The sequence below is a fragment of the Pseudomonas sp. S07E 245 genome, assembly GCF_019599025.1.
Lineage (GTDB): Bacteria > Pseudomonadota > Gammaproteobacteria > Pseudomonadales > Pseudomonadaceae > Aquipseudomonas > Aquipseudomonas shirazensis.
The window spans coordinates 1750221-1764540 of the sequence record NZ_CP080625.1 but is presented as its reverse complement, the minus strand read 5'-3'; the positions used below and the strand labels follow the sequence as shown (position 1 = coordinate 1764540).

The window sequence follows — 14320 nt, the reverse complement described above, 5'->3', positions numbered from 1 at the left end:
GTGTGGCGCCGGGCGGGTGTCCGTGACCGAGTCGTGGTCAGGTTGGTTTTCGTGCAGAACCTAGCCCGCCGGCACCAGAATCACGAAGTTCTTCTTCATGTCTTCCAGCACAGTCCACTTGCCCTTGGCGCCCGGTTCGATAATGAACGTGTCGCCAGCGGCCAATGTGACCGGGGCGCAGCCCTCAAGCTCGATGACGCAGCGGCCGCTCAGGACGTGGCAGAACTCCCAGACTTTGTAGTCGATGCGCCAAGCGCCGATGCTGGCTTGCCATTCCCCGCAAATGCGACCTTGCTGTTCATCGTGGTAGTACTTGGACGTCAACGTGTGCGGGGTGCCTTCCAGGACTTCTTCGAAAAAGGGCAGGTCGCGTACCGGTTGGATATCCAGTTCGCGGAATACGGTGAGACTCTTGTTCATTGATTGTTCTCGGGCACGTTGTGGATAGGGCGATACATCAAATGGGCTTCACCGCTCACGCGCAGCATCGGGTGCGCAACGATCTGGCAGGTTTTGACGATTTGAAAACCGTGACGTTCGTAAAAGCGGCGGGCACCGTGGTTTTCCGCATAGTCGATCAGGCATAGCCCATCCAGCCCAGCGTCGTCGGCGCGCTGCTGCGCGTGGCGCAGAAACTCGACGCCCAGCCCCTGGCTGCGCCATGCCTCATCCAGCGCCAGGCTGGAGATGTACAAGGTGTCGGGTATTTCCATGTCGGCATAAGGCGCGAGGATCGGGTCGGCCTCGGCAGGCGCATCAAGGCTCGCGCGCAACGCATAGCTATGCATCATGCCGATGACGCGCCCGTCGGACGTGGCCATCAGGCAGTTCTTGTAAGAAAAGTCGCCCTGCTCCCTGGCATAGCGAGCCGCACCGACACTCAGCAACGCTTCCCCTGGTGCGCCGAGCTTGCTCCAGATGTAGTCGGCCATGCCCTCCGAAGTCAGTTGAAAGAAGCGCGCGATGTCGTGCGCGTCCGAGGCGTGAGCGGGTCTGAAGTCGATAGACATGTGGGGTGCTTCCATGGGCTCGGGTGGTTAGTTTTGAAGGATTGCGCCTTTAGCAGCGGGCAGGGTAGGCGAGTTGGACGCTACCCATCATGCTCTGGGCGAACACCGTCAGCACGACCTGCGACGTTGCGCTCATGCTCATGGTTATCTGAGGAGTCGCTGTGCCTGGCTATTCTTGATCGGTCGCGCTGCCTTGCATTAGGCAGGTAAGGCCGCGCGCTGCAGCAAGTTGCTTGCTCAGCGCGCGGCGCTGCAGATCACCAGGTGAAGTTCACCGAGGTCAGCAGGGTGCGCTCGTCACCGTAGCTGCAGGAGGTGAAGCTGCACTGTACGTAACGCTTGTCGGTCAGGTTGTTGGCGTTGACGGTCACGGCCCAGTTGTCGTCGATCCGGTAGCGTGCCATGGCGTCGAACAGGGTATAGGCTGGGGTGGCCGAATCGACGCCCGAGGCCTGTGTTGTACCCATGTAACGGGCGCCGGCCCCCACAGTCAGTTGCGCAATGCCCCAGTTGACGAAGTCATAGCTGGTCCACAGGGCTGCCTGGTGGTATGGGGTCTCGTCGGTACGTTGACCCACTTCGGCGGCAATAGCGCTCTTGGTGGTGCGTGCATCGGTATAGGCGTAAGTAGCGATCATGCTGAGTGCCGAGGTGATATCCGCCTTGGCTTCCAGCTCCAGGCCGCGTGAGCGCACTTCGCCGGTCTGGCGGTACTCTTCGGTGGCTGGATCCTGCTTGAGTACATTGGTCTGGGTCAGCTCATAGACTGCTGCGCTTAGCAGCAGATTGCTGTCCTTGGGCTGATAGCGCACACCCACTTCGTACTGTTTGCCTTCGGTGGGATCAAATCTCTGGCCAGTGACTTCCGCAACGGAAACCGGGAAGAACGACTCGCTATAGCTAATGTAGGGCGCCAGGCCATTGTCCGCCAGGTAAACCAGGCCGGCGCGCCAAGTGGTGGCCTCGTCGCTCTGGCTGGCTTTGGCGTCATTGCGGTGCGCCTTCTGCTGCTGGTCGGCCCAGTCGTGGCGGCCACCCAACTGCAAGACCCACTTGTCGTCGAACTTGATCTGATCCTGGAAATAGACACCTTTTTGCAGCGTATCGAGCTGCGAGCCACGGTCTGTGGCGGGGTTTCTGTTGACCACTACGGGTTGACCATAGTTGTAGCGGCTCAAGTCCAGGCTGGGGGCTGCCCCTCGGAAGTTATGCGAGTCGTAAGAGATATCGTAGCCGTCGAAACCGACCAGAGCAGTGTGCTCGACGCTGCCGAGCTGCCACTTGGATACGATGTTGGTATCGGTGGCCAAGGTTCGCGCACGCTCATGGCGATCGCTGTATTGCCGTGCAAGGATGCCGGTATTGGCGGCATTGCGGATAGCAGCCGCGGACGTCTGCGCTTGCAGGTATCTCCACTTCACATCGGACTCGGAATAACGCAGCTTGTGATTGACCGTGAAGTGCTCGTTGAAGTTGTGGCTGAACTCGTAACCCAAGGCCGACATCTCGCCGTTCATGTCGCCGTAGTCCGGCTCGCCGATAAAGTCGTGGCGACCGATAGTGAAAGCACCTTTGCCCACACCTTCGACCAACTGATAGGCCAGAGGCGCGGGGAAACGCGTATCGGTCTTCTGGTAGAAGGACAGCAGCGTAAGCGATGTGTTTTCGTCAGGGCGCCAGGTCAGCGCCGGGGCGATGTAGAACCTGTCGTCGTTCAGATGATCCTGCTGGGTGTCGCTGTTGCGGCTGAGCAGGGTAAGGCGATAGCTGAGGGTGTCGCTACCGGCCAGTGGCCCGCTGAAATCGGCGGAGAGCTGCTTGCGGTCATTGGAGCCCGCCTGCAGATTCAGCTCATGCAGCGGCGCCTCGGTTGGGCGCTTGCTGACGCCGTTTACCATGCCACCGGGCGAGAGCTGGCCGTAGAGCACCGAGGCAGCGCCGCGAATGACCTCGACGCGCTCCAGGCCGTACGGTTCCTGAATGCCGTCGTAGGAGTTGGTCTGCAGACGCAGGCCGTCGCGCAGCGAGCCGCCGGTGGCGGATTCGACCGAGAAGCCGCGGATGCGGAAGCGGTCAGCAGTCCGGTTGAAAGCGGTCGAGCTGGCCGTGAATCCTGGGGTGTAGCTCAGCGCCTGGGCCATCGTTTCCGCTTGGCGGTCACGGATCTCGTCGCTCGTGACTACCGACAGCGACTGCGGCGTCTCGATGATCGGCGTGTCGGTCTTGGTCGCGCTCATGTTGCGTTTGGCGACGTAACCGAGCACATGCTCGGTGGGCCGTTCGACGCTCTGCCCGGTTACATTGGTGGCGTCAATTTCTACGGACGCCGGTACCGGATTGGCCTCAGCGGCCTGCAGGCTGCCTGAGCCGAGGCTGGCCATGGTCAGTGCCAGTGCGCTAAGGCTGAAGGCTGGGCGTCGGGCGAAATGTTCGGGGCTTGGGTGGGTAACCTGGCGCATGGCGAAGGAACATCCTTTGGTCTTCTCATTATGTTCGCGCGAAGCGGAGGACGCTTTGTGGCCCTTCACGGCAGTGCGCGGTGGCAGTCAGCAACAGCGCGCGAACTTTACATCTAAACAAGAAGGATTTGCACTTGCGCCACGATAATAGTTATCGATAAGTCGTTGCTGCAAGCTATGGCCTTTACATGCTCCGAAGCTTGGAGGCTGCCTGACAAGAGATTGCCGGCCACGGCGTCGTGATCGTTGATCATCTGATTGGCCATGGCTGGGCACATCAACGGGGTGCGCTGCATTGCTGGCGCCCTTGCGGCGTTATCAAGCAGCCGCCACCTGTCCGCTGCTGATGCTGCTCACTTCAAACTGCCCCACCAGTTTTTGCAGTTTGTTGGCATTGAGCCGCACGGTCTCGGCACTGCCTTGCAACACCACTACCGTCTCACGCATCTGCGCCGAAGAGTGGTCGACCTGTTTGATTGTCTTGCCATAGTCAAGGCTGCGCTTGTTCAACTGCTGAATGACCGCAAACATACTTTCCACCGCTTGATGCAACTGCACGTTTTCCGAGGACGCATCTTCGGCCAGGCGCAAGCTGTTATCGACGTCCTTGACGCCTTCCTTCATGAAGCTGACGGCGGTTTGTGTTTCATTCTGCAAGCCCTCGACCATCTGCCGAATATCATCGGCAGCCCGAGAGGTACGTGAGGCGAGGCTACGTACCTCATCGGCAACCACGGCAAAACCTCGCCCATGTTCGCCTGCGCGTGCGGCTTCGATGGCAGCATTGAGTGCCAGCAGGTTCGTCTGGTTGGTGATGTCACTGATCAGCCCGGTAATGTTGCCGATTTGCGTCATGCGGCTGTCGAGTAACTGCACGCTTGCGGAAGAGCGCTCGACCACATCCCGAATCGACTGGGTGCCTGTCCGCACCGCGAGAAACTGCTCGCGAGCACGGGTTACGACTTCGTCCATCGCCTGTTTCATTTGTTCGGCACTGGCAGAGGCTTGTTGAATTTCACCCAGTTGCTCTTCAACGATGATCATCATGCAATGCACCGCTTCGGCCACCTCGGCGGAGGTGATGCCGGCTTCCTGGCTGCGCCCCAGCATCATCTGATTGGTGGCGCCGACGGTGCGACTGGCCTTCACTACCTGGCCGACCACCGAGTCCAGATTATCGATGAAGCTGTTGATCCAACGCCCCATGTCGCCGGTCTCGTCGTTGGCCATTCGCGCGGTGTCCAGGCGCTGGCGAAGGTTGCCCTCGCCCTCGGCAATGGTCCTGATCACGCCTGTCATCTCGCTCAACCGTTGCGCAAGCCGTTTAGGCCCCAACAGGCTGAACAGCGCAGCGGCGCAGACCATGCCCAAAACCTCCAGGGCATCGATCATGCCCTGTGCCAGGCCGCTGTAATGTTGAATCGTGTAATTGCAGGCAAAGAGCCCTGTCATGGTTGCGAGATAAGGTTTCATCAGGCCATAACTGAGTGAGCGTCGACGGTAAACTTCCTCCAGATCGGCCTCGCACATCATTCCCCAGCGATCAGGTGATCCTGGCAGTTGGAACGTAACTCCCTTGCCCACCACCGGGATGTGCCGATAGTCCGAATAACCGGGATACGTCACGAACAGATTGGAGCCCATGCGGATTGTTTCGCGCACACCTGGGTGCAACTCTTGGGTCGCCGGGTCGGTGAAGCGCAGTTCCAACTCAGTGTGCCGTTGAATCTGCACGGTCTTGTAGGGCGTGCGTACGCCACTTTTCAGATTCTCTGCGTGGGTAAACGTGCCGTCCTCGAAACGTGAACGCGACAACGCGGTTCCCGGCACGACCGCAGGATCAAAGCGTGATTGCGCCATGAACAGATAATTGTCGCCCGACTCGGCATAGATGTGCCCGGCCTCACGTTGTATAAGATCGCCCAAGACATCGTTTGGCACACGACCGCAAAGGCAGCCTAGGACTTTTCCATCGGCCATCAATGGCTGATAAAACATCAACGTGACTTCATCGTGAAAGCGTGAAGTCGATGGACCGATCTGCAACGTCAATGGATCGATGTAGGGGCCATGTAGAAACGGTGCTTTCAACCCTTCGGCCAAGGCGCGGGTGTTCTCAAGCTTATTGTTGCAGCGTCCGCTCCAGGTAGAGGTGATGACTTTCCCGTCGACACCCACAACAAACAGCTCGGAAAAATCTTCGGCTTGGCTGAGCTTGTCCATCAGCGCATACCTGTCGGTATGGGCAATATCACGACCGAGCGTTTCCGCCAGTTCCGCGAGGTGTTCCCATTGCTCGCGGGTCCAGTTGTGTAGCAACTGCACGCGGGTTTGTGCAATGGCTTCAAAGGTTTGTTCGATCACAGGATAAGCCGACCGATTAAGCCGGCATGACCACCCCATCGCAATCTTTCCTGTTTTGCCGAACCAGGGTAGCCAGTTCTTTTCGCTAGAGGATAACTGCATGACTTTACTTGAAAGCGACATTTGCCTCTCCAACCGCGACACTCGGATGGCAGATTGATAGCAAATAGCAAGCCAAGTCGTAAGCACCCTACCAATTGCGTTAATCGTAGGATCGCCTGCGCTCGGCAGCCTTGCGTGCGCTTGAGCCTATGAGCCTGGGTGCTTCAACGTGGTGCACAGGAGCTCTGCATGCACTGAAAAATGCTGGTTGATGAGCGAGTGAAAGGTTGTGTGTGGGGGCTGTTGCAAGCGTGCTCCATTTGCTACCGATTACGACCGTGCTGCAAAATCGAAATCGCACGCTACCTGAATCCCCAGGGATTTCAGTCACAAGCTGTCCGGATCGCCAAAAAACATCTGTATCCGCGACCTCAACCACCGCTCTGCCGGGTCATTATCCTGCGCTCCACGCCAAGCCATGTGCAGCTCAAAGCTCTGCACCTCAATCGGCAGATCCTCCGCCCGCAACCCACCGCCTGCTGTCAGCACTGCGGCGGTGTAATCCGGCACCGTAGCGACAATGTCGGTCCCGCCCAGCAAACTCCCCAACCCATTGAACTGCGGCACCGCCAGCACCACATGGCGCTTGCGGCCAATCTCATCCAGCGCTTCATCGATGAAACCGGACAGGTCACCAGAGAACGACACCAACGCATGCGGGCGAGCGCAGAAGTCGTCCAGGGTGATGCTGCCGGGCATGCTGTCGGCGCGCAGCAGCTTGGGCTTGCTGCGGCGCAGCACCTTGCGCTTGGCATTCGCCGGGAGGTCGCTGGTGTAGCTCACCCCTACCGAAATTTCGCCGGAGCCGAGCAGGGTCGGCATCAACAGGTAGTTGACTCGGCGCACCACCAGCACGATACCTGGCGCCTCGGCGCGGATGCGTTTGAGCAGTTGCGGCAGCAGGGCGAATTCGGCGTCGTCGGACAAACCAATGCGAAACACCGAGGTGCTGGTAGCCGGGTCGAACTCGGCGGCGCGGCTGACGGCGGTGGAGATCGAGTCGAGCGCGGGGGAGAGCAGAGCGAAGATTTCCTGGGCGCGGGCCGAGGGCTCCATGCTGCGGCCGGTACGCACGAACAACGGGTCGTCGAACAGATTGCGCAGGCGCGACAGCGCGGCGCTGATCGCGGGCTGGCCGAGGAACAGCTTCTCGGCGGCGCGGGTCACGCTGCGTTCGTGCATGAGGGTCTCGAACACGATCAGCAGGTTGAGGTCTACACGACGCAGGTCGTTACGGTTCATCGATGCGCTTAGCCTATCGCCAGAGGTGGGCAGGGGTGAATCTTACGGCCAAAGGCTGTTACCCTGCACCGATTTCCGGGAGCCAATCTGCGATTTTGCAGGGTGCCCAATCAATGACAGGCATGTCGACTATTAATCGCCACTGATGGTCTAACGGTGAAAGCCCGGATAAAGTTCGTGGTAATACGAGATTCACACAGGCGAGGTATGCGATGTCCCGCATGATCCGATTCCACTCCTTCGGCGCCGCCGATGTGCTCCGCATCGAGGAGCAGGGCGCGCCGTCGCCCGCTGCCGGCGAGCTGCAGATCCGCGTCGAAGCGATTGGCGTCAGCTGGTATGACGTGCTCTGGCGGCAGAACCTGGCACCGTCCAAGGCGCGCTTGCCAGCCGGCATCGGCCAGGAAATGGCCGGCGTGGTCACCGCAGTAGGCGCTGGCGTCGACGATATAGCTGTTGGTGATCGGGTAGCGAGCTTCCCGGCCACCAGCGCCAATGATCATCCGGTGTACGGTGACGTTATCGTCTTGCCGCGCACGGCGATCACCCGCTACCCGGATATTCTCTCTCCGGTCGAAGCGAGCGTGCATTACACGCCGCTGCTGATCGCCTACTTCGCCTATGTTGATCTGGCGCGGGCCAAGGCCGGCCAGACCGCGCTGGTCACTGATGCCAGCCACTGCGCCGGGCCGGCATTTGTCCAGCTGGGCAAGGCGCTGGGCTTGAAGGTGTTTGCTGCAACCAAGGACCCGGAACAGCGCGAATACCTCTTGGGCCTGGGCGCTGACAAGGTCATCGTCACCGAGGAGCAGGATCTGCTCATGCAGATCGGCAAGTACACCGACGGGCGCGGCGTGGACATGGTCCTCGACGGCCTGGGTGGGCCGCAGATGTCGCTATTGGGCGATGTTCTGGCGCCGCGTGGCAGCCTGGTGCTGTATGGCCTGCAAGGTGGCAACCAGACGCCGTTCCCTGCGTGCGCGGCGTTTCAGAAGAACATCCAGTTCTACGTGCACTGCATCGGCAACTTCATCGGCAAGCCGGAGCTGGGTATCAGCCAGGATCAGGTCGCCTTGCAGCGTGCGCTACGCGATATCAACCAGTTCACGGCTGACCAGTTGCTGACGCCGCAGATCATCAAGGTGTATCCGTTCAGTCAGGTGGTCGAGGCTCATCGCTACATGGACGAGTGCCCATGCGGTGGCCGGGTGGTGCTGGACATGGGCCAGGTTTGAAACCTGCTGCCGCCAGGCTGGCGGTAATCAGTCCCACCTTTGAGAGGGCCGCATTGCGGCCCTTTTTCGTTGTTGATTGCGGCTAATTCCGTATCAAAGCGTTACTTCGGATAAATCCTACACGCTTTAAGTAAATATCCTACAGCTTACCCTGTCGCTGAAACTTCTCCGTCTAATTTACGATTGAGCTGCTTGATTGTTGTGCTTGCTTGCTGATGGTTTTCTCGTTAATTCTTGGATGAAGCGTTTATTCCCAGAACTTTGGCGTTAATCGCCCAGGACGAACTCATCAGCTTGCCAGGCTCACAGCACGCGCCGCAGTCACAGGCGCTCAGGCGCTGGTCCGGAGGAGGGGCGAGCGAGCGCTTGTGCCTAGAGGATGTGAAGCTCAGCAACTAAGCCATGGTTTCGCAATTGCTTGTGGGAAATTTCCCAAAAGTTTATCGACACATTGAGATTGCTCATACTCGGTAGTTCGAGGATGAGTGGTCTGAAACAGGGAGTGCCGTCATGAGCAATATCCATGAACAAGCGTTGGAATATGTCTACACGCAAGTGCTTGAACACTTGATGGAGCATATGTCGCAAGCACTGCGCGCCTCGATGCAGCTGCTGATTCAACGGCTGATGGTCGCAGCGGGAGGGGTTGACTGTCTTGGCCAGTTTCAACTGCTGGTGATTCACGGCGCAGACCGTGACAGCGCTTTGTTGCTGAGCACGCTGCGCGCAGCTCAGCTGACCATCGCCCAGCGTGCGCCGCAGACGTTCAGGCTGAAAGTGCTGGTTGCCTCGCTGCCGGCGGCCAGCGAGGCCGTGCTGGACTATCACGAGCGGTGTTTCAGCACCTTGTTTCTGCAGGACGATCCGCGCGTGGAGTTGCTGATGATCCAGGGCCAGCACCTGGTGCCCTTCAGCCGCAGGCCGCAAACACAGCACGCGGACTGGATACCGACCCGCGATGCGTTATTGCTGTTTGGGCATCTCAATGGCGGCGCGGCAGAGGCGCTGCTTGGCAGCCGCCTGCATTTGCAGATGGCCAGCGCGTGTAACCAGGTGCTGAGCGATGCGCAAGGCGTACTGGCACTGATCACCATGCTGCCGCCCCGCCAGCGCTACCGCTACCTGGCGTGGTGCCGGCGTTGTTTGCGCCTGGCTGACGAGCCCGGCTTGCACCCGCTCTCGCTGGATATCGCCTACCTTATCAGGGCGCTGGCCTGGCTGCATGACGTTGTCGCTACGCCGTCGCAAGCTGCGCTTGCGCCAACCGATAGCAGCGATGGTGCGTCCTTGCAGGTGATCGCAGTTGACGACCTGCTCGATCAAAAGCCGGCGGACCTTGAGTTCGAGCGGCTGTTGAAAGCGCCCCTCGTCGCGCTTGAGTGTTTGCCACCGCTGGCGGTGTGCTTTGAGGTGGATGCCTTGACCCAGCTCCGGCAGTTGCGCGAGCGCATTGTCCAGCGTCGGGTCAAGGGCGCAAACCTGCGGCTGGGCCTTAAACCACGCACAGAACAGGCCGCCGACGAAATGGCGCAAGCGCGTCTGATGCAGGTGCTGGAGCTGACCGAGAAGCAGTTGATCTGTTTGCTGCATGCCCCATTTGCTGGTCACGGTGCTGGCCTGGTGAGCTTTATCGAGTGCTATCACCCGGGGATGCTGGTGGCCATGCCCTACCTGCATCGGGCCCTGCTGGGCAAAACATGCCCCGATGGCGTCCTGCATTGGCTGGTCGAGGCAAGCGGCTTGAGCCTGGTGCAGTTGCGTGCGGTGTATGGGCGGCAGGTGGGGCAGCCCGCCAGGCGCATGCTGGAGTACCTGGCCCGACGCGACATGGCCCTGTGCTTGCTGCGCAGTGCCGATGAGCTGACGACCACTGATCCGGAGTGCTTGCCAGGATCAGCTATCTGTATGTATAACCAGTAGCTGTCCCCGCTGCCTGACCCGTACCGTGATTGCCCATTCCGTCGAAGACCCGCTCTACTACCTGCATAATTTTCGCCAGGTGCTGGGGTGGGTCGCCCAGCGTTACCACGATCTGCTCGATGAGTCCGAGCAGGCTTTTCTGATTGCGTTCGAGCGCCTGCCGCAGCCCGCCCAGGCGCTGCTGGTACGTATGGTGATGCGCAAAGGTGAGCTGTTTCGCACTGACAAGCTGACCTATGCCGAGATTGGTGATGCCCACTCAGCCCTGCGACCGCTGGGAGAGCTGGGCTGGATCTGCGAGCGCGCGCCACTGACGATCGAGCAGTTGTTTGCCTTGCTGCGCAAAGACGAACTGGCAGCGTGCTTTGCCGCGCAGTTGGTCAGGCCACGGGCAGCCAAGGCTGATCTGCTGCTGCAACTGCAAGCCCTGCAGCTGGAGCCAAGGCCGCTGGCCCAATGGTTCGCCGGCTTTGATGTGAAGGTCATCCACTGGCGATTGCAGCCCCTGTGTGATCGGTTGCGCCTGCTGTTTTTTGGCAACCTCTACCAGGATTGGTCAGACTTCGTGCTCGCCGATACCGGCGTGCTGCGCTTTGAAAAAGTCCCTTTCAGTGATGACTCTCGTGCCCTGCGCAAACGTGCCGAAGTCGACCTGGCCATGGCCCTGCATCACTGCGCCGAGCGCCTGGAGCAGGGCGAGGCGCCGGCAACCCTGCTGGCGGAACTCGACGGCCTGCACAGTGACAACCCCTGGCTGGCGCGGCGGCGCTCGCGGTTGTTGTTCAGCGTTGGCCAGCACTGCGAACGCTTGGCCGAATGGGAGCTGGCATTGGCGGTCTACGAGCAGAGCCAGCATCCTGAGGCGCGTATTCGCCAGGTGCGTGTGCACGAGCGCAGCGAGCAGTGGAGCAGGGCGCACAGGCTTGCTGAGCAGATGGCCAGTGCGCCTGCCAACCCGCTCGAAACACAGGCCCTGGCGCGCATGCTGCCGCGCCTGGCACGCAAGCTCGGCGGGCCACCGACGCCGCGGCGGCGGGTTGGCGCGGTTACCCTCCTCGAACTCGAACTGCCCGCCGAGATGGCTGCGCTGGGTGTCGAGCGGGCCGTGCAGGAGCACCTGGCACAGGAGGGTGGCTCGGTGCACTACGTCGAGAACACCTTGTTCAACAGCTTGTTCGGGCTGCTGTGCTGGGAGCCGATCTTCGCGCCCGTGACCGGGGCGTTTTTTCACCCGTTTCAGAGCGCGCCGCAGGACTTGCATGACGCTGACTTTCGCGAGCGCCGCAGCGCGCTGTTCGACAGCTGCCTGGGGCGGCTCGATGATGCCAGCCATGGCGAGTTGATCCGCGCGTGTTATCAGGCCAAATATGGCCTGCAGTCGCCGTTCGTGTTCTGGTCGATGCTGCCCACGGAGCTGCTTGAACTGGCCCTGAGCTGCCTGCCGGCAATGCATCTGAAACAGTGCTTCCTGCGCTTGCTGCAGGACATCCGCAACAACCGCACAGGCATGCCTGACCTGATTCAGTTCTGGCCGGAGCAGGGCAGCTATCGCATGATCGAGGTCAAAGGACCGGGCGATCGGCTCCAGGACAATCAGCTGCGCTGGATCGAATTCTGCCGCGAACACGGCCTGCCGGTTACCGTCTGCCATGTGCGTTGGGCGGCTGCCCAGGCATGAGTTATACCGTCGCCGTGCGCGCCTTGTGCGAATTCAGCGCCAAGGTCGGCGACCTCGACCTGCGCTTTACCCCATCACCCACTGCGCAGGAGGGCATCGCCGGCCATCGCCGGGTAGTGGCACGCCGCGAGGTGGGTTATGAAGCTGAAGTCAGCCTGCAAGGCCAATACCTCAGCCTGCAGGTGCGTGGCCGCGCCGATGGTTATGATCCGGCGCGCAACCGCCTCGAAGAAATCAAGACCCACCGCGGTGATCTGGCGCGCCAGCCAGCCAACCATCGCCAGTTGCATTGGGCGCAGGCCAAGGTCTACGCCTGGTTGCTGTGCCAGGCGCGGCAGTTGCCCAGCATCGACGTAGCGCTGGTGTATCTGGATGTCGACAGCGACCGCCAAACGCTGATCAGCGAGCACTACAGCGCAGCAGATCTGCAGCTGTTTTTCGAGGTTCAATGCCAACGCTTTCTTGCCTGGGCCCAGGCACAGGAGCAACGTTTGCAAGCGCGCGACCAGGGCTTGCAGGCAATGAGTTTCCCCTACCCGCAGTTTCGCCAGGGCCAGCGCCAGTTGGCCGAGACACTGTACAAGGCCGTCAGCACCGGTCGCTGTCTGATGGCTCAGGCCAGTACCGGCATCGGCAAGACACTTGGCACGTTGTTTCCATTGCTCAAGGCGGTGGTGCCGCAGCAGCTCGACAAGGTGTTCTTCCTGACCGCCAAGACCCCGGGGCGGGCACTGGCCCTGGATGCCCTGCGCCAGCTCACCGCCGCCAGCCCGCAGCCGGCTCTGCGCAGCCTTGAGCTGATCGCGCGGGACAAGGCCTGTGAATATCCAGGCAACGCCTGCCATGGCGAGTCGTGCCCACTGGCCAAAGGCTTTTACGATCGCCTGGCGGCTGCCCGCGAGGCCGCTGGCACTGTGCCGGTGCTGGATCGCGAAGCGTTGCGCGAGGTCGCGCTGGCGCATCAGGTGTGCCCTTATTATCTGGGTCAGGAGATGGCGCGCTGGGCGGACGTGGTCGTGGCGGACTACAACTATTACTTTGATGCCCACGCATTACTGTTTGGCCTCGCGCAGCTCAATCAGTGGCGCGTGGCAGTGCTGGTGGACGAAGCACACAACCTGGTCGAGCGTGGTCGGGCGATGTACAGCGCCAGTTTCGATCAGGGCCAGTTGCTGACGCTTCGGCAAAGCAAACCGCAAGGGCTGAGCAGCGCGCTGGATCGGCTCAACCGCCAATGGAATGCCCTGCATAAAGACCAGCGTGTCCCGTATCAAGCCGGCGAGCGCCTGCCAGAAGCCTTTATCGGGGCGTTGCAGCAATGTGTTGGCTTGATCCAGGAGCAGCTCAACCAATCGCCTCTGGGCATTGATCCGCTGCTGCTGCAGTTTTTTTTCCAGGCCCTGCAGTTCACGCGCATTGCCGAGCTGTTCGACGAGCACTTTCTGTTTGATGTCAGCGTGCGTAATGGCCCGCGTAACAGACGCCTGAGCACGCTGTGCCTGCGTAATGTTGTCCCGGCCCGCCTGCTTGGGCCGCGCATGAGCGCTGCGCGCAGTGTCACGTTGTTTTCTGCCACGCTCAGCCCTCGGCATTACTATGCCGATCTGCTTGGGATGCCGGCCGACACGGCCTGGCTCGATGTTGCCGCGCCGTTCCAGGCCGAGCAATTGCAGGTACGCATCATCAGTCATGTGTCGACGCGTTACCGCGAACGGCAGGCGTCACTGGCGCCTATCGTCGAGCTGATCGCCGAGCAGTACCGCAGCAAGTCTGGCAACTACCTGGCCTTTTTCAGCAGCTTCGAGTACTTGCAACAGGTGGCCGCACTGCTTGCCGAGCGCTATCCGCAGTTGCCGCGCTGGGAGCAGGCCAGCGGCATGGACGAAGCTGCGCGCGAAGCGTTTCTGGCGCGCTTTGTCCCGGATGGCGAGGGCATTGGTTTTGCGGTGCTTGGCGGCGCATTTGGAGAGGGCGTCGACCTGCCGGGAACCCGCTTGATCGGCGCATTTGTTGCCACGCTGGGTTTGCCACAGGTCAACCCGATCAATGAGCAGTTCAAGCAACGCCTGGGCCGGCAGTTCGGCGCCGGCTTTGACTACGCCTATCTGTACCCCGGCGTACGCAAGGTAATCCAGGCCGCAGGGCGGGTCATTCGTGGCGATCAGGACCGCGGCGTGTTGCTTTTGATCGACGAGCGCTTCGCTGAAACACGCGTTCAGCAGATGTTTCCCAAATGGTGGCAGATAGCTAGCGAATAATCCCCGCAGGCCCCATCGCACGGCATTGCAACTCCCAGTACACTGCGTGTTC

9 protein-coding genes are annotated in these 14320 nt (G+C 60.6%); 4 read left to right on the top strand and 5 right to left on the bottom strand.

From position 1 onward, the window contains the following. Positions 1–60: 60 nt before the first annotated feature. From K3F44_RS07865 to K3F44_RS07845, 5 genes are all read right to left on the bottom strand, one after another. Positions 61–420 carry a cupin domain-containing protein gene (locus K3F44_RS07865; protein ID WP_101319833.1) on the bottom strand — a complete coding sequence of 120 codons (360 nt, stop codon included), beginning with the start codon at positions 418–420 and terminating at the stop codon, positions 61–63. Continuing rightward, complete coding sequence (locus tag K3F44_RS07860) at positions 417–1010, bottom strand: GNAT family N-acetyltransferase (protein ID WP_220634160.1); 594 nt, start codon at positions 1008–1010, stop codon at positions 417–419. The genes K3F44_RS07865 and K3F44_RS07860 overlap by 4 nt, the downstream gene beginning before the upstream one ends. A 257-nt stretch (positions 1011–1267) precedes the next feature. Next, a complete protein-coding gene (locus K3F44_RS07855; protein ID WP_220634159.1) occupies positions 1268–3391 on the bottom strand; it encodes a TonB-dependent siderophore receptor in 2124 nt (707 codons plus the stop codon). Between the two features lie 396 nt (positions 3392–3787). Next, entirely contained in the window at positions 3788–4441 is a 654-nt protein-coding gene (locus tag K3F44_RS25095; RefSeq protein WP_409077668.1) for a methyl-accepting chemotaxis protein, read from the bottom strand. A 1821-nt stretch (positions 4442–6262) separates the two neighbouring features. Beyond that, on the bottom strand, positions 6263–7177 hold the full coding sequence (locus K3F44_RS07845) for a LysR family transcriptional regulator (protein ID WP_150572576.1): 915 nt from the start codon (positions 7175–7177) through the stop codon (positions 6263–6265). Positions 7178–7389: 212 nt separating this feature from the next. Between K3F44_RS07845 and K3F44_RS07840 the strand changes: the two genes are divergently transcribed. The 4 genes from K3F44_RS07840 to K3F44_RS07825 all read left to right on the top strand — a co-directional run bounded on the left by K3F44_RS07840 (position 7390) and on the right by K3F44_RS07825 (position 14268). Further along, positions 7390–8412: a zinc-dependent alcohol dehydrogenase family protein gene (locus tag K3F44_RS07840; RefSeq protein WP_101319824.1), complete on the top strand. Its 1023-nt coding sequence runs from the start codon at positions 7390–7392 to the stop codon at positions 8410–8412. A 510-nt stretch (positions 8413–8922) separates the two neighbouring features. Then, the gene (locus tag K3F44_RS07835; RefSeq protein WP_220633717.1) at positions 8923–10332 is read left to right on the top strand and encodes a hypothetical protein; all 1410 of its coding nucleotides are present in this window, start codon (positions 8923–8925) and stop codon (positions 10330–10332) included. Positions 10333–10357: 25 nt separating this feature from the next. Beyond that, on the top strand, positions 10358–12010 hold the full coding sequence (locus K3F44_RS07830) for a VRR-NUC domain-containing protein (RefSeq protein WP_220633716.1): 1653 nt from the start codon (positions 10358–10360) through the stop codon (positions 12008–12010). Then, positions 12007–14268 carry an ATP-dependent DNA helicase gene (locus tag K3F44_RS07825; RefSeq protein ID WP_220633715.1) on the top strand — a complete coding sequence of 754 codons (2262 nt, stop codon included), beginning with the start codon at positions 12007–12009 and terminating at the stop codon, positions 14266–14268. The genes K3F44_RS07830 and K3F44_RS07825 overlap by 4 nt, the downstream gene beginning before the upstream one ends. Positions 14269–14320: the final 52 nt, after the last annotated feature.

What these genes read in the sequence shown, in the direction of transcription:
- K3F44_RS07855 (WP_220634159.1), bottom strand. Translation starts at nt 3,391, where the DNA reads ATGGCCAGCCTCGGCTCAGGCAGCCTGCAGGCCGCTGAGGCCAATCCG.
- K3F44_RS07865 (WP_101319833.1), bottom strand. Translation starts at nt 420, where the DNA reads ATGAACAAGAGTCTCACCGTATTCCGCGAACTGGATATCCAACCGGTA.
- K3F44_RS07845 (WP_150572576.1), bottom strand. Translation starts at nt 7,177, where the DNA reads ATGAACCGTAACGACCTGCGTCGTGTAGACCTCAACCTGCTGATCGTG.
- K3F44_RS07835 (WP_220633717.1), top strand. Translation starts at nt 8,923, where the DNA reads ATGAGCAATATCCATGAACAAGCGTTGGAATATGTCTACACGCAAGTG.
- K3F44_RS07825 (WP_220633715.1), top strand. Translation starts at nt 12,007, where the DNA reads ATGAGTTATACCGTCGCCGTGCGCGCCTTGTGCGAATTCAGCGCCAAG.
- K3F44_RS07860 (WP_220634160.1), bottom strand. Translation starts at nt 1,010, where the DNA reads ATGTCTATCGACTTCAGACCCGCTCACGCCTCGGACGCGCACGACATC.
- K3F44_RS25095 (WP_409077668.1), bottom strand. Translation starts at nt 4,441, where the DNA reads ATGGACGAAGTCGTAACCCGTGCTCGCGAGCAGTTTCTCGCGGTGCGG.
- K3F44_RS07840 (WP_101319824.1), top strand. Translation starts at nt 7,390, where the DNA reads ATGTCCCGCATGATCCGATTCCACTCCTTCGGCGCCGCCGATGTGCTC.